Here is an 18075-nt window from a genome sequence, read left to right on the forward strand (position 1 = left end):
CAGGATGTTTACGGTTTATCATTCCAACCAGTTGGATATTTTGAAAAGACTGATGGTCGAACTGATTAAACGTCAGCCGCTTCAGGATCCTTTTCAGCAGGAAGTCATTCTGGTGCAAAGCCCTGGCATGGCTCAGTGGTTGCAGATTGAACTGGCCGGACATTTCGGCATCGCCGCCAATATCCATTTTCCGCTTCCCGGCGTTTTTTTGTGGGATATGTGCCGTCATATTTTTCCCGACATACCGAAAGAAAGCGCTTTCAGCAAAGAGATGATGACTTGGAAGCTGATGCATTTGCTGCCTGAACAATTGGAACAACCTGATTTTGCTCCACTACGCCATTATCTACAGGATGATGACGATCAGCGGAAGTTGCATCAACTTGCCGGACGTATCGCTGATCTCTTCGATCAGTATCTGATTTATCGTCCGCAGTGGATCGCGCAATGGCAAGCGGGCCGTCAGGTGGACGGTCTTGAGGGGAACCAACTCTGGCAGGCCGCCTTGTGGCGCGCATTGGTCGATTACACCAGGGAACGGCAACAACCCGAATGGCATCATGCGATGTTGTACCAACGTTTTATTCAAACGCTGGAACAGGCAAAAACCTGTCCGCCAGGATTACCGCCGCGGATTTTCATCTGCGGTATTTCCGCGTTGCCGCCGGTCCATTTACAGGCGCTGCATGCATTGGCTCGCCATATTGACGTGCATCTGCTGTTTACCAATCCTTGTCGTCACTACTGGAGCGACATTCAGGATTATAAATTTCTGTCCAGGCTGAAAAATCGTCATCGTCGGCTGCATTGCTGGGACAACGCTCAGCCTGAAAGCCACCGCGCCTTATTTCGTGATCCGCACCAGGCTGATGGGTTGTTCAACGCCGAGGGGGAACAGCGGATCAATAATCCGTTATTGGCGTCCTGGGGAAAGTTAGGTCGTGATCATCTGTATCTGCTGGCCGAACTCGATGCGCTACAGGAGGTGGATGCGTTCGTGGATCTGGATGCGGATAGCCTGTTGCGCACCCTGCAACGCGATATCCTGGAACTGGAAGATCATGCGGTGGTGGCCGTCAGCAAGGCATCGCTGGAAACCAGCATGAAGAAACGGCCATTAGATCGCCGTGATCGTTCCGTCGATATCCATGCTTGCCACAGTCCGCAACGTGAAGTTGAAGTGCTGCACGATCAGATTTTGTCCATGATGGCTGATGATCCGCAACTGACGCCGCGCGACATCATTGTCATGATGGCGGATATTGATGGTTATACGCCGTTTATTCAGGCCGTATTCGGTAATGCTCCGCCTGAGCGCTATTTGCCGTATGCAATCTCCGATCAGCGGGCACGCCGCGCTCATCCAGCTTTACAGGCGGTGATCAGCCTGCTGGATTTGCCTAATAGCCGCTTTACCGCCGAGCAGGTTCTGGCTTTGTTGGAAGTGCCTGCACTAGCGGCGCGTTTCGGCATCCAGGAGGAGGGGTTGCGCCGTTTACGTTTATGGGTCGTGGAGTCTGGTATTCGCTGGGGACTGGACGACGATAACGTTCGGGAACTGAAGCTTCCCGCTACCGGACAGCACACCTGGCGCTTTGGGCTGACGCGCATGTTGCTGGGCTACGCTATGGACAGTCAGGCCGGCGAGTGGCAAGGGGTACTGCCTTACGACGAATCCAGCGGTCTGGTGGCGGAACTCGCCGGACAATTGGCTGAATTGCTGATGCAGCTTCATGTGTGGCGTCAGCGTCTGAGCCAACCGCGCGAGTTGACGCAATGGTTGCCCTTGTGTCGCCAACTGTTGGAAACCTTTTTTGAGGCGGATAGCGATACGGAAGCTGCGTTGGCGTTGATTGAGAAACAGTGGCAACACGTGCTCGGCATGGGTGCGGCGTCCCAGTATCCCCAGGCGGTGCCGATATCAATCCTGCGTGATGAGCTTTCCCGCAGGCTGGATCAGGAGCGAATCAGCCAGCGATTTCTGGCTGGCGCCATTAATTTTTGTACCTTGATGCCCATGCGTTCGATTCCCTTCAAAGTAGTCTGCCTGCTGGGGATGAATGATGGCGTATACCCGCGCACGTTGCCGCCTCTGGGGTTCGATCTGATGGGAAAAAGCATCCGGCGGGGCGATCGCAGCCGTCGCGATGACGATCGCTACCTGTTTCTGGAAGCGATGCTGTCCGCTCAGAACAAGTTGTATATCAGCTATATCGGTCGTTCGATACAGGATAACACTCGCCGCTATCCTTCCGTGCTGGTCAGTGAACTGACTGAATACATTGCGCAAAGTCACTACCTGCCGGATGATGCGGCGCTTGATATTGATAGCAGCGCGGAGCGAGTTATTCGTCATTTGTGTCACGAACATAGCCGGATGCCGTTTGATGCAAAAAACTTTCTCGCGCAACCGGTGCCGCAAAGCTTTGCCGCAGAGTGGCTGGCGGCGGCCAACCGGCAGGGTCAACCAGCGCCTGATTTTGATCGTGAATTGCCTCAGGAGCGCTATACCGATATCAATCTGGACGATTTAAAACGTTTTTACCGGCATCCGGTGCGGGCGTTCTTTCAGCTTCGGTTGGGCGTGAGGTTTATGCTGCAAAATGACGAACTTCTTGATGAAGAACCTTTCACCCTCGACAACCTGAGCCGCTATCAACTGAATACTGAATTGCTTAATACGCTGATTGCCGAGGAAGATCCCGCACGATTATACCGGCGTGTTCGTGCTGCGGGCGGTTTGCCCTTCGGCGCGTTTGGCGAACTTTACTGGCAGGCGCAGCAAGAGGAAATGGCGGAACTGGCCGCACGCATACGTGAGGAAATGACGCCGGGTACGGCGGAAAGTATGGAAATTGATATCCGCGTTGATGACGTCCATCTCCGTGGCTGGCTGGCTCAGGTGCGGCACGATGGCCTGTTGCGCTGGCGTCCCGGAAAACTCGTCATGACGGACGGCATGATGTTGTGGCTGGAACATCTGGTCTATTGTCTTTCGGGAGGGCAGGGGGAAAGCCGGATGTTCGGGCGTGAAAAAACGGCCTGGCGATTCGCCCCTATACCGGAGAAACAGGCTTTGGCATGGTTGCAACAACTGCTGGATGGCTATCAGCAGGGGATGAATAAGCCGCTCCTGCTGCTCAACAAATCGGGCAGTGCGTGGTTGGCGCAGTGCTATGATCGCGAAAGTGATAGTATTCAATGGGATGATGAAACGCAGAACAAAGCTCGCGCCAAACTGTTATCGGCCTGGCAAGGGAATAAGGGAGCGCCAGGTGAGGGAGAGGACGACTATCTGCATAGAATTGTGCGCGAATTGGATGAAAAACGAATGAATGAAATCATTGAGGCGGCGCAAATCTGGCTGCTGCCGCCGATTCGTTCTAATCTGGCTTGATTCAGTGAAGTAAAGGCTATTGGAGAATTGCATGCGTAAACCGTTTGTCTGGATTACCGGATTGTTTTTTTTATTCACTTTCTGGCTTCCGTTGAGTTGGGCTGAAACGGGTTGGCAGCCTCTTGCTCAGACTATCCGTAAAAGTGAGAAGGATCCGCGTCAGTACCAGGCGATAAAACTGGACAATGGGATGACGGTACTGCTGGTTTCAGATCCGCAGGCGACTAAATCCCTGGCTTCATTGGCCTTGCCGGTAGGATCGCTTGACGATCCGAACAGTCAGTTGGGGTTGGCGCATTACCTTGAACATATGGTTTTAATGGGCTCCAAACGTTATCCAAAGCCTGAAGCGTTGTCCGAGTTTCTTAAAAAACATGGCGGCAGTTACAATGCCAGCACTGCGTCTTATCGCACGGCATTTTATCTGGAAGTGGAAAACGATGCGTTGCAACCGGCGGTGGATCGACTGGCCGATGCCATTGCCGACCCGTTGCTTGATCCGGTGAATGCCGATCGTGAACGTAATGCCGTCAATGCCGAAATGACCATGGCGCGCTCGCGTGATGGTCAACGCATGGGGCAGGTTGGCGCAGAAACGCTGAATCCCGCGCATCCCAGCGCGCGGTTTTCCGGCGGTAACCTGGAAACGCTCAGCGATAAGCCAGGCAGTAAATTGCATGATGAACTGGTGAAGTTTTATCAACGCTATTACTCGGCCAATCTGATGAAAGGGGTGATTTACAGCAATCAGCCTCTGCCTGCATTAGCAAAACTGGCTGCGGAGACATTTGGCCGCATTGCCGATCAGCAAGCCAGCGTCCCGGCCATTACGGTTCCGGTGACCACGCAAAAACAGCGTGGTTTAATGATTCACTATGTCCCGGCGCAGCCGAGAAAACAGTTGCGTATCGAATTCAGAGTCGATAACAACAGCCAGGCGTTCCGCAGCAAAACCGATACTTACATCAGCTATCTGCTGGGCAACCGTAGCCACAATACGTTATCCGATTGGCTGCAAAAGGAAGGGTTGGTGGAATCGATTGGCGCGGGCGCCGATCCGGTCATTGACCGTAACGGCGGTATCTTTGCGATCTCAGTCTCTCTGACGGATAAAGGGCTGGCGCAACGTGACGAAGTTATCGCCGCCATCTTCAGTTATTTGCGGCAGATCCGCCATGAAGGAATTCAACAGCGTTACTTTGACGAGATCGCCCGCGTATTGGATCTGGATTTCCGCTACCCCTCCATCAGCCGTGATATGGATTACATCGAGTGGCTGGTCGATACCATGTTGCGGGTGCCGGTCGAACATACGCTGGATGCGATGTACCTTGCTGATCAGTTCGATCCCGCGGCGATAGCGCAGCGTCTGGATGCTATGACGCCGCAGAATGCCCGTATCTGGATGATTAGCCCGAATGAGCCGCACAATAAAGTGGCTTACTTTGTCGATGCGCCTTATGAAGTGAAAAAAATTCCGGCAGCGACGTTTACCAAATGGCAAACGCTGGGAGAGAAAATTTCACTCTCGCTCCCCACCACCAACCCTTATATCCCGAATGATTTTTCTCTGATCAAGAGTGATACCCGCCTGACGCATCCGAAAATCCTGTTGCATGAACCGGGGTTACGTGTGCTGTATATGCCGAGCCGTTATTTTGCCGATGAACCTAAAGCCGAAATCACTTTGCTGCTGCGTAATCAGGATGCTCGTAATAGCGCGCGTAATCAGGTGTTGTTTGCGCTTAATGATTATCTGGCCGGTCTTGCGCTGGATGAACTGAGCTATCAGGCATCGGTTGGCGGGATTAGCTTTTCAACCAAAAGCAATGATGGCTTGGCGATTGATGCCGGCGGCTACACTCAGCGTCTGCCGCAGCTTTTGCTGGCGCTGGTTGATGGCTATTCTTCGTTTACTTCGACGGAAGAGCAACTGGAGCAAGCCAAATCCTGGTATCTGCAACAGTTGGAGGCGGCGGAAAAAGCAAAAGCGTTTGAACTGGCTATACAGCCAATCCAGTCTCTGTCGCAACTGCCATACAGCGAACGCGAAGAACGTCGTCAGTTGCTGAAAGACATCAAGTTGCAGGAACTGGTGAATTATCGCAGGGATTTACTGCAAAAGGCGACGCCGGAGATGCTGGTGGTCGGCAACTTGTCGCCAGAGAAGGTGAAAGAATTGGCGCAAGCGTTGAAAACCCGCCTGAACTGCGGTGGTAAAACGTTATGGCGCAGTAAAGAAGTGAGGATCGAGCAACCGCAGCGCGCGAATCTGCAACGTGCCGGCAGCAGCACGGACTCCGCATTGGCGGCGGTTTACATTCCCGCCGGCTATAGCGAAACGCAGGGAATGGCCTATAGCTCGGTGCTGGGGCAGATTATTCAACCCTGGTTCTATAACCAATTGAGAACGGAAGAACAACTTGGCTATGCGGTGTTTGCTTTCCCGATATCCATTGGGCGCCAATGGGGGATGGGTTTCCTGCTGCAAAGCAACAGCAAACAACCCGCCTACTTATACCAGCGCTATCAGGATTTTTATCAGAAAGCGCAAAAACGCCTGCGTGAGATGAAAAAAGAGGAGTTTGAGCAATACAAACAAGGCGTTATCAATGAGTTGAGTCAGCGCCCACAAACATTGGACGAAGAAATCAGCCGCTTGCGCAATGATCTGGATCGGGAAAATTTTGCCTTTGATACCCGTGAGAAACTGATTGCTGAAGTTAGACCGTTGACGGTGGAGCAACTGGCCGACTTCTTCCGGCAGGCGTTAAAACCAGAGGGGCTGGCCGTGCTGTCGCAAATTTCCGGTAGTCATCATGGCAAGGCGGATTATGTTGCTCCGCAGGGATGGCGGACCTACCCGAACGCGTCTTCGTTACAGAAAACGTTGCCGGTTGAGAACGCGCCGGCCATGAAAAGCGACGATGCTTTCGCCTCTGAAACTGATAACGCCGTCAATAAGGCAACGGTGAAATGAAACGCCCCGCGCCGCAATCACTCAACGTCATGACGTTGCCGCTCCTGGGGGAGCGGCTGATTGAGGCGTCGGCAGGAACGGGGAAAACCTATACGCTGGCGGCACTTTATCTGCGTTTGCTGCTGGGTTTGGGGCAGCAATCCGCTTATCCGCGCCCGTTGTTGGTCGAGGAAATTCTGGTGGTCACCTTTACTGAGGCGGCGACAGAAGAACTGCGCGAACGTATCCGGGAGAAAATCCATGTCTTGCGTATCGCCTGTATTCGTGGAGAAAGCGATGACCCGCTGCTGAATTTATTGCTGGCCGAAATCCCTGATTATCAGGCGGCGGCGGAAATCCTGTTGTCTGCCGAGCGGCAGATGGATGAAGCGGCGATCCACACTATTCACGGTTTTTGTCAGCGGATACTGAGCGCCAACGCATTTGAATCCGGCGTCCTGTTTGAGCAGGTGCTGATCGAGGATGAGCAACCATTACGCCGTCAGGCCTGCGCGGATTTCTGGCGTCGCTACTGTTATCCACTGCCTATGGATGTCGCCCGCGTCGTCGGTCTGGAGTGGAATGGGCCGGAGAGCCTGCTCGCTGATCTAAAGCCTTATCTGCAAGGCGAAAGTCCGGTTTTTCGTCATCCGCCAGAGGAGGAGGAAACGCTGCTTAGCCGGCATCAGAAAATTATTGCGCTTATTGATGCCTGCAAACAGCAGTGGCAGGCGTCAGCGGCGGAACTGGAAGGGCTGATTAACGCGTCTGGCGTGGATAAACGCAGCTATAGCAGCAAACACCTGCCTAACTGGTTGCAAAAAGTCACGCAGTGGGCGGCACAGCCAACGCAGGATTATCAACTGCCAAAAGAGTTGGAAAGATTTAGCCAGCAGGTGTTGGTGGAGAAAACTAAAAAAGGCGTGGCGCCTGAGCATCCGGTGTTTGCGGCGGTTGAGCGTTTGCTGGGGGAGTCGCTTTCGTTGCGCGATATCGTCATGGTGCGAGCGCTGAACGAGATTCGTCAGTCGATGCGTGAGGAAAAGCGGCGGCGTGCGGAGTTGGGATTTGACGATCTGCTTGGTCGGCTGGATGACGCGTTGCAACAGCCGGGGGGAGAACAGTTGGCCCATACCGTGCGGACGCGTTATCCCGTGGCGATGATCGACGAGTTTCAGGATACCGACCCTCAGCAATACCGTATTTTTCGCGCGTTGTATGGCGGGCAACCGCAGTGCGGCCTACTGTTGATCGGCGATCCCAAACAAGCGATCTATGCCTTTCGCGGCGCAGATATTTTTACTTATATGCGCGCCCGATCCGAAGTCAGCGCGCACTATACGTTAGGCACCAACTGGCGTTCATCTCATCAGATGGTGCGTGGCGTGAACCGTTTATTTCAGCGTCTTGAATATCCGTTTGTGTTTAAAGAGATTCCGTTTCTGGCGGTTGAACCGGCTGAATCTAAACGCGATCTGGTCTTTGAGATCGACGGTGCGCCGCAGCCCGCGCTACAGTTTTGGCTGACCGGCGAAGAACCCATTGGGGTTGGCGATTATCAGCAGTTAATGGCGCATCAATGTGCGCGACAGATCCGTGACTGGCTGGTCGCCAGCCAGCGTAAACAGGCTTGGCTGAGTACGGGTAAAGCACGACGTTTGGTTCAGGCGTCCGATATGAGTGTGCTGGTGCGCAGTCGTCATGAAGCCGCGCTGGTGCGGGAAGCATTAAGCCGTCTTGCTATCCCGTCGGTCTATCTGTCCAATCGCGACAGCGTGTTCACCACGCCGGAAGCGCGCGATATTCTGTGGATCTTGCAAGCAGTGCTGACGCCTGAGCAAGAGAGAACGTTACGCAGCGCGATGGCTACTTCGCTGATGGGATTGGATGCGCCGGGGTTGGATACGCTAAGCCGTAGCGAAGAGGCCTGGGATGCGCTGGTTGAAGAGTTTGCCAGCTATCGTTTGCTGTGGCGGCAGCGTGGGGTGTTGCCGATGCTGCGTGGGCTGATGAGTCGGCGTCAGTTGGCGGAAAACCTGCTTGCCAGCGGTGACGGTGAGCGACGGTTGACGGATGTGCTGCATATCGGTGAATTATTGCAGGATGCTTCATCGGCGCTGGATAGTGAGCACGCATTGGTGCGCTGGCTGTCGCAGCAAATTACCCAGCCCAATCCGCAAGCGGAGAATCAACAACTGCGTCTGGAAAGCGATCGCCATCTGGTGCAAATCGTGACGATCCATAAATCGAAAGGGCTTGAGTACCCGCTGGTCTGGCTGCCTTTTATCAGCAATTTCCGGGTGCAGGAGCAGGGCATTTATCATGACAGAAACAGCTACCAGGCGTTGCTTGATCTGAATAACAGCGAAGAAAGTCAGGCGCTGGCCGAAGAAGAGCGGTTGGCCGAGGATTTGCGGCTGCTTTATGTGGCGCTGACCCGCTCAATTTACCACTGTAGCGTTGGCGCTGCGCCGTTGCAACGTGCGCGCCGCAAAGGTGATGGCAGCGATATGCACCAGAGCGCGTTGGGTTATTTGCTCCAGCGCGGCAAAGAGGCGGAGGCGGCGACGCTGGTGGCTGAGCTTGAAGGGTTGGTCGGCGACGGCGTGGCGGTCACGCCGGTACAACCCGGCGATGAACAGCCCTGGCAACCCGACGAACTCGTTCAGTCGGTATTGCTGGCCCGCAACAGTGAGAGCGTATGGTTCAATGGTTGGCGAGTGACCAGCTATTCCGGTTTGCAGCAACACGGTTCCTCCGTCATGCACGAGTTGCTGCCTCGTCTGGATATAGAAGCGATGGGGGAGCGGCAGGAACAACCGGAAACGCAGTTTACCCCGCATACGTTTCCGCGAGGCACAAGCCCTGGGACGTTTTTGCACAGTTTGTTCGAGACGCTGGATTTCACTCAGCCGGTCAATGACGCATGGCTGGCGGAACGACTCCAACTGCACGGTCTGGATCCGGTCTGGCATCCGGTACTGCGATCGTGGATGGAGGTGATTTTGACCATCCCGCTCAACGATAACGGTATTACGTTGTCGGCGCTGGATACACAACATAAACGTGCGGAGTTGCAGTTTTATATGCCGATTGAGGCGCCGTTGCAGGCGGCGCAGCTTGATGTGCTGACAAAGCGCTATGATCCGTTATCCGCCCGATGTCCTCCGCTGTCGTTCCAGCAGGTACAAGGTATGCTGAAGGGGTTCATCGATCTGGTGTTCTGCTGGGAAGGACGTTATTTCCTGCTGGACTACAAATCCAATTGGCTGGGCGCCGATGCCGGCGCTTATACGCAGCCCGCCATGATACAGGCAATGGCCGAGCATCGCTATGATTTGCAATATCAGCTTTATAGTCTGGCGTTACACCGCTATTTACGCCATCGCGTGGCGAATTATGACTATGAGCAGCACTTCGGCGGCGTGTTCTATCTGTTTTTACGCGGTATCGACTGTCATTACCCCGGTAACGGGGTGTTTTATTGTCGGCCAGCGGCTGCTTTTGTCGCCGGGTTGGACCGGCTGTTTCAGGGAAACCAGGCAGATGGGGCCGATACGCCATGACCACCATGATTGACTTGCTCGACACGGCATTACAGCGCCGGTTGCTGCGGCCATTGGATATGCAGTTCGCCAGAATGTTGGCGGATGACGCACACCCTCACTTATTGCTGGCCGCAGCTTGTCTGAGCGCTCAGTCGGGCGCGGGCAACGTGTGCCTGCCGTTGGAGAGGTTGCATCCGCAATGTTTATTTGACGGGCGCGACCATCAGCTGGCCCATGAGATAGGGGAATTGGCGGGACAACCGGATGTTGCGGGCTGGCGGCGGTATTTACTTTCGTCGGAGGCAGTCAGCGACGGAAGTCGGCCAACGCCGTTGGTATTGCACCAAGACCGGCTGTATCTACAGCGTAGCTGGCAATATGAAGGACGTGTCGCGCATTTTATTGCTGGCAAGGGACAGGATTTGCCCCATGATGAATCGCAGATCCGCACTGTGCTCGATAGCCTGTTTTCCACGCCAGACCGTGATATTGACTGGCAGAAAATTGCTGCTGCGGTGGCGTTGACCCGACGTGTCACCATTATTTCCGGTGGGCCGGGAACCGGAAAAACCACGACTGTCGCCAAACTGCTGGCGGCGCTGATTCAGTTGAACAATCGCGGCGACGCATTACGGATTCAGTTGGCGGCGCCGACGGGGAAAGCGGCGGCCCGGCTGACCGAATCATTGGGGACGGCATTGAACACGCTTGCGCTGAGCAAGGCGCACCGCGATGCGTTTCCCCAGGAAGCGGCAACCTTGCACCGTTTATTGGGCGCGGTGCCGGATAGTCAGCGTTTACGTCATCATGCGGGCAATCCGCTGCATCTGGACGTGCTGGTGGTGGATGAAGCTTCCATGGTTGACCTGCCGATGATGGCTAACCTGATTGCCGCTTTACCCGAACAGGCCAGGCTTATCCTGTTGGGCGATCGTGACCAGCTTGCTTCGGTGGAAGCGGGCGCGGTACTGGGCGATATCTGTCGTTTTGCCGAATCAGGATATAGCCGTAACAGGGTACAGCAGCTACAACGGCTGACGGGTTGCCTGTTGGCGGAAACAGGCGTGGAAAGTCCGGTTACTGTAGCGGACAGCATCTGTCTGTTGCGCAGAAGCTATCGTTTTGACCAGCATTCAGGGATCGGCCAGCTGGCGCTGGCGGTGAATAACGGCGACGATCAACGTGTACGGGCGGTATTGAACGGCGCTTTTGCGGATATCGCCTGTTACCCGCTGGCAGAAACCGAGGATTATCAGCGTATTCTCACCGCAGGCGTTGAGGGATATCGTGACTATTTACAGCGTATTGCGGCCGGCGAAAGCCCTGACGCGGTATTGCTGGCGTTTCAGCGTTATCGCCAGTTGTGCGCGCTGCGTGAAGGACCGTTTGGCGTGGCGGGGTTGAATCAGCGGCTTGAGCAGGCCCTGCAACAAGCCGGGTTGATAAGCCGGAATCGCAATCCGCTCAACCGTTGGTACATTGGGCGACCGGTGATGATCGAACGTAATGATGCAGTGCTGGGGTTATTTAATGGCGATATCGGTATCGCGCTGATGAGTGAAAAAGGCGAATTACGCGTCTATTTCCAACTGCCTGACGGCAAACTGAAAGCGGTGGCGCCCAGCCGTTTACCGCCCCATGAAACCGCGTATGCCATGACGGTACATAAATCACAGGGATCGGAATTTGAGCATACGGCGCTGGTGTTGCCGAATCACTCTTTGCCGGTGTTAACGCGCGAACTGGTTTATACCGCCATCACACGCGCCCGTCAGCGTCTGTCTCTGTATACGGATATGAAAATACTGTATCGGGCGGTAAAAACGCCAACCCAACGGCATAGTGGGCTGGTGGAACGGATTACCGAATTAATGCGGGGTGAATAAGCGGTATAGTGTTTAAATATATCGAGAAACTTTTTTCAGAAAAAGTAAATTCAGATATAAGTCATATAACTGAAATAATGACTGTCCCGTCAAATTTAAATTTGCCTTTTTATTGGGTAGCATAATCATGATTTTTATTAATATTATATTTCTTTAAATTATATAATATAAGATGGCGTTTTTTTGTATTTTTTAATTAATAACACTTGTTTTTTGATCAGGATGATGGAATATTTTTGGGGCTTGTCTTTGTCTGGATATTATCATAAGGGAGTAAGAAAAATGTTTTTTTCCAAATCGCCTTTTAAAGGAAACCGGATGTCCTCGTTTTTTACCTTGAAGAAGTTTATTTTTACCGCGTTTTTATACAGTCTTTCCCATTACAGTTATGCGGATTCGCTTGATACGCTGTCTGACCTTAAGCAGGTACTGAATAAGGGCGAGCGAGTCAATATGACGGTTGATTTAACACAGTGCGCCAACCCCGAAACCGGCGCCACGGGGACGATGAAAGGAGGACTGGTGATTAATTCCTATCTGATCAGACCGGACGGTTCTCTGGCTTTTTCGGATACCCGCCAGACGGTGAGTAATGAAAGCAAACCAGTGGCGCAAATTCTGCGGTACCGGTCTAAGGATGAATATACAATAACCTTCTCAATGCGATTATTTTCTCTTCCAGACTGGCAACCTGTCGGCAATAGTGTGCAATATGACTGCCTGATTAATAAAGGTATCATATTTTATTCTCACGATTGATATTGCCCTGAGCACGCCACGCTTTGCCGTGGCGTTTTCGTTCAGCGTAACATCATTATGTTTTAAGATGATCAGGCCGATTCCCGCTCAATCAGTGAAAATCCAATATCGACGATGGGTTCGCTGACGGGTTTGCCTTCAATTTTATCCGCCAGCATCATGGCCGCATCGGTGCCGATTTTCCAGCGGTCAATTCTGATCGTGGTGATCGAAGGCGTATTATGAGCGGCAAAATTCAGATCGCCAAATCCGATCACCGCCAGTTTGTCCGGCACGTTCAATGCTCTTGTTTCTGCTTCCATAATGGCACCTTGCGCGAGGGTATCAGAACTGCAAATGATGGCATCGAACTGATTATCTTTCGCAAGCAGCGCACTCAATCCCTGGCGACCCAACGCCAGCGTCGCAGGCAAAGGCAACGTAATTTCCCGAACCTGGCAATCAGGTTTTTTTTGTATAATCTCATAAACTCCTTTTTTCCTCTGTCCTGCTCTTCTATCTTCTGTCCAAAGCAACCCGAATCGTGAATAGCCTTTATTTAACAGGTAGTAACCAATCGCATTGCCAATTTTTTCATGAGAAAACCCGACCAGCATATCAAGCGGTGTTGGCGTTAAATCCCAGATTTCAACGACGGGAAGATTGGCGTTAAGGATGATTTTCTTAAGTTCGGGGGAATGGTGAATACCGGTGAGAACAATACCATCCGGGCGACGAGAGAGGATCGTCGTAACGATATCGGCCTCGGATTCATGCGTATAGCCAGCAACACACAACAGCATGTGATAACCGCGCGTGGCCAGTTCGTCGCTGATGGCCTGAACCGTATCAACAAACATACTGTTATTGATTTGAGGAACAATAACCGCGATGAGTTTGCTGCGTTTCGACGCCAACCCGCCGGCCAACATGTTTGGAATGTAACCCGTCACACGCACCGCCTCCATGACGCGGGACACGGTTCCCGCACGAACGATTTTGGGATTGTTCAATGCCCGGCTGACAGTCATCGGAGAAAGTCCCGCGGCACGAGCCACATCTTCCAGCGTGGGGGGGCGGTTCGGGTTATTGACGGCGTGTTTATCACTCTTCACTCGATGTTCCCCAATATGTTACTGACTTCCTGTCTGTCAGATTATCGTTGAAGTAGGGTATTTTCCAGCCAAGATTGATGAATGGCGATAATGCAAGTCGGTACGCTTGCTTACGACAGGGTGCGCTTATTTCCCAAATGTGACTTTAGCGTGTTTTTTGTGCGTTTGCATAAATGATTGCGTTATCATTGTTGTTTTTTGTGAGAATTATTACCGTGGTTTTTATGTGTTTTTTAATGTTTAAATTTAATTATTGATTAATTTGTGATCTGTTTTGCATCCTTGTGTTCTTTTTCTGTTCATCTGCGGTGTTTGGGTTAAATATGTTAGCGCAATCATTTAAAAGGGGAAAACACATGACTCTTAGCGCTAATTCAGATGCTGTAAGCTACGCGAAAGCAACGAATGTCAAAACTGCCGCTGATACCGGCGATCGGATCGAGTGGGTAAAAATGTCATTGGCTTTTTTGCCGTTGGCGACGCCGGTCAGTGATGCCAAGGTTCTGACCGGACGACAAAAGCCGCTTACCGAAGTCGCTATCATTTTTGCTGAAGTCCGCACCAGAGAGGGGTTTGAAGGCGTCGGCTTCAGCTATTCGAAACGAGCGGGCGGGCAGGGCATTTATGCCCACGCCAAAGAAATTGCCGATAACCTGATCGGCGAGGATCCTAACGATATAGACAAAATTTACACCAAGCTGCTGTGGGCCGGCGCGTCTGTCGGTCGCAGCGGCATGGCGGTACAGGCGATTTCTTCCATCGATATCGCGTTGTGGGATATGAAAGCCAAACGCGCCGGGTTGCCGCTGGCGAAGCTGTTGGGATCGCACCGTGATTCCGTGCAGTGCTATAACACTTCCGGCGGATTCCTGCATACGCCACTGGAACAGGTTTTAAAAAATGTGGTGATTTCGCGTGAAAGCGGCATTGGCGGGATCAAACTGAAAGTCGGGCAACCCAATACGGCGGAAGATATCCGGCGCCTTACCGCCGTGCGCGAGGCATTGGGCGATGATTTCCCGTTGATGGTGGATGCGAATCAGCAATGGGATCGCGAAACCGCCATACGTATGGGACGGAAAATGGAAGCATTCAACCTAATCTGGATTGAGGAGCCGCTTGATGCTTACGATGTCGACGGTCACGCGGCGCTGGCCGCCGCCCTCGACACACCGATCGCCACCGGTGAGATGCTGACCAGTTTCCGTGAACATGAGCAGTTGATCCTCGGTAACGCCAGCGATTTTGTTCAGCCTGACGCGCCGCGCGTCGGCGGGATCTCGCCTTTCCTGAAAATCATGGATCTGGCGGCCAAGCATGGTCGTAAGCTCGCGCCTCATTTCGCGATGGAGGTGCATTTGCATCTGGCGGCGGCTTATCCGATTGAGCCCTGGCTGGAACATTTCGAATGGTTAAACCCACTGTTTAACGAGCAGCTTGAGTTACGTGATGGCCGCATGTGGGTTTCCGATCGTCTGGGGCTTGGTTTTACCCTGAGCGATCAGGCAAGAAAATGGACGGCATTGACCTGCGAGTTTGGTAAACATCCCTGATGTGTCCCGTGACTGATATTTTCTCTATCAGTCACGGTAATTAACTGTACCTCTACTTATCCAATTAAATGCAACCCTCGTTGACAGGAGTTGTCTACCATGAATACGTTAAAAAAACGCACAAATGTAAGATATACAATATTAATTTTTCTTTTTTTAGCCACGGTTTTTAATTATGCGGACCGTGCGACACTTTCCGTTGTCGCACCTTTTATGAGTAAGGAATTAGGCTTCGACCCGGAGGCTATGGGACTGGCGTTTTCTGCCTTTGGTATTTCCTACGTTATTATGCAAATTCCCGGCGGGTTACTACTTGATAAATTTGGTTCGCGGTTGGTATATGGTTTTGCTTTGATTGCCTGGTCTGTTGTTACGATGTTCCAGGGGACGATTTATCTATTTACTTCCCCTCTCGTGGCGCTGGTTATTCTGCGTTTGCTCATGGGCGCGATAGAAGCGCCCGCATTTCCGGCCAACAGCCGTCTCAGCGTTCAATGGTTCCCGAACAAAGAAAGAGGTTTCGTCACCTCGGTTTATCAGGCCGCCCAATATATTTCTCTGGGCGTGGTTACGCCTTTAATGACGGTGATTTTATATCATTTAAGCTGGCACTATGTATTTTATTATATTGGCGCCATTGGCGTCTTGCTGGGAGTATTTTGGTTTATCTACGTACAGGAACCGTTTAAACATAAAAAAATCAATCAGGAGGAGCTTGACTATATTCGTTCCGGCGGCGGGGAGCCCACTCTCGGCGTTAATAAAAAGAAAGAGAAAATCACTTTTTCACAAATAAAAACCGTCTGTGTTAACCGCATGATGATTGGCGTTTATATTGGTCAGTTTTGCGTTACCTCCATCACCTGGTTCTTTCTTACCTGGTTCCCTACTTATTTATATCAGGCCAAAGGGATGTCAATATTGAAAGTCGGTTTGGTCGCATCCATCCCCGCGATTGCCGGTTTTATCGGAGGGATCATCGGCGGCGTATTTTCTGATTATTTGTTGCGACGCGGCTATAGCCTGACGATATCGCGCAAACTGCCGATTATCTGCGGCATGTTGCTGTCATGTACCATTATTGCCGCGAATTACACCAGTTCAGAAGTCGTCGTTATAGCCGCGATGAGTCTGGCGTTTTTTGCCAAAGGGTTTGGTAATCTGGGATGGTGTGTCTTAAGCGATACCTCGCCCAAAGAAGTGCTGGGCATCGCGGGCGGCGTTTTTAACATGTGCGGCAATATGGCCAGCATCATTACGCCGCTGATCATTGGCTTTATCTTATCTTCCACCCAATCGTTTGATTACGCCATTTTGTACGTAGGTTCGATGGGGGGAATTGGGCTTATCGCTTACTTATTTATTGTCGGGCCGTTGGAGCGGATCACTATCACACCGGCGCCAGCCCAATAATCAGGGATTCGTGTCGCTGTGACACATTGCTGTTGCGTAGATTTGAACTCCTCCGGGGCAGCAATTTTTTATTCTTGTCGATGACAATGGTGTGTAGCGCCAGCACCATTGTCATGTGTCCGCTGAGTGTCACAGATCCAGCACCAGAATTTTTGAGCGGCGATGATAGTTGTACAGTTCCTGTTTTCTTTTCGGCAGCATTTCCACTTCCGCAGGTAAAAAACCACGCTCCTGAAACCAGTGGATACTATGGGTGGTCAACACAAACAGTTTGCTCAACCCTTGCTGACGTGCTTGCGCGGCAATTCTTTGCAACAACATATCGCCGCGTGAGGAACTGCGGTAGTCCGGGTGAACCGCGACGCAGGCCATTTCGCCGATACTCTCTTCCGGGAACGGGTAGAGCGCGGCGCAGGCGATAGTCAGGTTATCCCGCACTACCACGGTGAATTTATCGATTTCCATTTCCAACTGCTCACGCGAACGTCTGACCAGAATACCCTGCTGCTCCAGGGGACGAATCAGTTCCAGAATCCCGCCGATGTCGTTAATCGTTGCCCGGCGCACTTGCTCGGCGCTTTCCATCACGATCTGCGTGCCGATACCGTCGCGGGAGAACAGTTCTTGCAGTAGGGCGCCATCTTCCTGATAACTGATCAGATGGCTGCGGCGGACCCCGCTACGGCAGGCTTTAACCGCGCCACGCAGGAATCTGACCGTACCGGAGTGGTAATCACCTTCCGCTTCCATCGCTTCGATACGCCGTTGGGCATCGTCTGGAAACAATTCAGAGATAATGTTGCCTTTATCGTTGATCACGCCCTGTGAAGAACAGAAGCCAATCATTTTCTCGGCTTTCAGCTTGATCGCCAACTGGGTGGCGACTTCTTCCGACATCAGATTGAAGCTTTCGCCGGTAACGGAAACCGCGACCGGCCCCAGCAGAACAATCGCCCCGCTATCTAACTGGCGGTACAGCGCTTCTTCATCAATGCGGCGAATGCGTCCGCTATGGCAATAGTCCACGCCGTCATCAACGCCAAGCGGCTGAGCGATAATAAAGTTACCGCTGACGACATTAATATGCGCGCCCTGCAACGGCGTGTTATTCAGACTCATGGACAATCGGGCGGTAATGTCCAACTGCAACATACCGGCGGCCTGTTTGACCAGTTCCAGCGTAACGCTGTCCGTGATACGAGTATTTTTGTGATAGCGGGGCTCGTAGTGATGGGTTGTCAGGTTGGCATCGATCTGCGGGCGGGCGCCGTAAACCACGACCAGCTTGATGCCCAGACTATGCAATAGCCCGATATCGTTGACGATGTTGGCGAAGTTTTCATGTTCGATGGCTTCTCCACCCAGCATGATGACAAACGTTTTGCCGCGATGGGCATTGATATAAGGAACTGAATGGCGGAAGCCTTGAACCAGTTCTGTACTACGTTCCTTCACTGCGAGCCCTC

General features: G+C 52.4%; 9 protein-coding genes. 7 read left to right on the forward strand and 2 right to left on the reverse strand.

Annotated elements, in window-relative coordinates:
- The first annotated feature begins 4 nt into the window (after window positions 1-4).
- The 5 genes from recC to NC856_RS10880 all read left to right on the forward strand — a co-directional run bounded on the left by recC (window position 5) and on the right by NC856_RS10880 (window position 12549).
- Entirely contained in the window at window positions 5-3397 is a 3393-nt protein-coding gene (gene recC, locus NC856_RS10860) for an exodeoxyribonuclease V subunit gamma (protein WP_264090454.1), read from the forward strand.
- Window positions 3398-3428: 31 nt separating this feature from the next.
- Window positions 3429-6377, forward strand: a complete 2949-nt coding sequence (gene ptrA, locus NC856_RS10865; RefSeq protein ID WP_264090455.1) for a pitrilysin — start codon at window positions 3429-3431, stop codon at window positions 6375-6377.
- Window positions 6374-9922, forward strand: a complete 3549-nt coding sequence (gene recB / locus NC856_RS10870; protein ID WP_264090456.1) for an exodeoxyribonuclease V subunit beta — start codon at window positions 6374-6376, stop codon at window positions 9920-9922. Before ptrA ends, recB begins: the two co-directional genes overlap by 4 nt.
- Before the next feature lie 5 nt (window positions 9923-9927).
- Window positions 9928-11790, forward strand: coding sequence for an exodeoxyribonuclease V subunit alpha (gene recD, locus NC856_RS10875; RefSeq protein ID WP_264090555.1), 1863 nt, complete (start codon window positions 9928-9930; stop codon window positions 11788-11790).
- Between the two features lie 225 nt (window positions 11791-12015).
- The gene (locus NC856_RS10880; RefSeq protein WP_264090457.1) at window positions 12016-12549 is read left to right on the forward strand and encodes a VirK family protein; all 534 of its coding nucleotides are present in this window, start codon (window positions 12016-12018) and stop codon (window positions 12547-12549) included.
- A gap of 71 nt (window positions 12550-12620) precedes the next feature.
- On the opposite strand, the gene NC856_RS10885 is transcribed toward NC856_RS10880, so the two are convergent.
- Complete coding sequence (locus NC856_RS10885; protein WP_264090458.1) at window positions 12621-13643, reverse strand: LacI family DNA-binding transcriptional regulator; 1023 nt, start codon at window positions 13641-13643, stop codon at window positions 12621-12623.
- A gap of 356 nt (window positions 13644-13999) precedes the next feature.
- On the opposite strand from NC856_RS10885, the gene NC856_RS10890 reads away from it, so the two are divergent.
- Both NC856_RS10890 and NC856_RS10895 read left to right on the forward strand, forming a co-directional pair.
- Window positions 14000-15196 (forward strand): L-talarate/galactarate dehydratase, encoded by a 1197-nt coding sequence (locus tag NC856_RS10890; protein WP_264090459.1) that lies wholly within the window; start codon window positions 14000-14002, stop codon window positions 15194-15196.
- Window positions 15197-15295: 99 nt separating this feature from the next.
- Window positions 15296-16609 (forward strand): MFS transporter, encoded by a 1314-nt coding sequence (locus tag NC856_RS10895; protein WP_264090460.1) that lies wholly within the window; start codon window positions 15296-15298, stop codon window positions 16607-16609.
- Window positions 16610-16738: 129 nt separating this feature from the next.
- On the opposite strand, the gene argA is transcribed toward NC856_RS10895, so the two are convergent.
- Window positions 16739-18064, reverse strand: coding sequence for an amino-acid N-acetyltransferase (argA, locus tag NC856_RS10900; RefSeq protein WP_264090461.1), 1326 nt, complete (start codon window positions 18062-18064; stop codon window positions 16739-16741).
- Between the last annotated feature and the right edge of the window lie 11 nt (window positions 18065-18075).

Source organism: Brenneria izbisi, from assembly GCF_025840185.1.
Taxonomy (GTDB): Bacteria; Pseudomonadota; Gammaproteobacteria; order Enterobacterales; family Enterobacteriaceae; genus Brenneria; species Brenneria izbisi.

Bases quoted from the DNA above. Each gene is read 5' to 3' on its own strand.
- recC (WP_264090454.1), top strand. From the start codon at position 5: ATGTTTACGGTTTATCATTCCAACCAGTTGGATATTTTGAAAAGACTG.
- NC856_RS10895 (WP_264090460.1), top strand. From the start codon at position 15,296: ATGAATACGTTAAAAAAACGCACAAATGTAAGATATACAATATTAATT.
- NC856_RS10880 (WP_264090457.1), top strand. From the start codon at position 12,016: ATGGAATATTTTTGGGGCTTGTCTTTGTCTGGATATTATCATAAGGGA.
- NC856_RS10890 (WP_264090459.1), top strand. From the start codon at position 14,000: ATGACTCTTAGCGCTAATTCAGATGCTGTAAGCTACGCGAAAGCAACG.
- recB (WP_264090456.1), top strand. From the start codon at position 6,374: ATGAAACGCCCCGCGCCGCAATCACTCAACGTCATGACGTTGCCGCTC.
- recD (WP_264090555.1), top strand. From the start codon at position 9,928: ATGATTGACTTGCTCGACACGGCATTACAGCGCCGGTTGCTGCGGCCA.
- ptrA (WP_264090455.1), top strand. From the start codon at position 3,429: ATGCGTAAACCGTTTGTCTGGATTACCGGATTGTTTTTTTTATTCACT.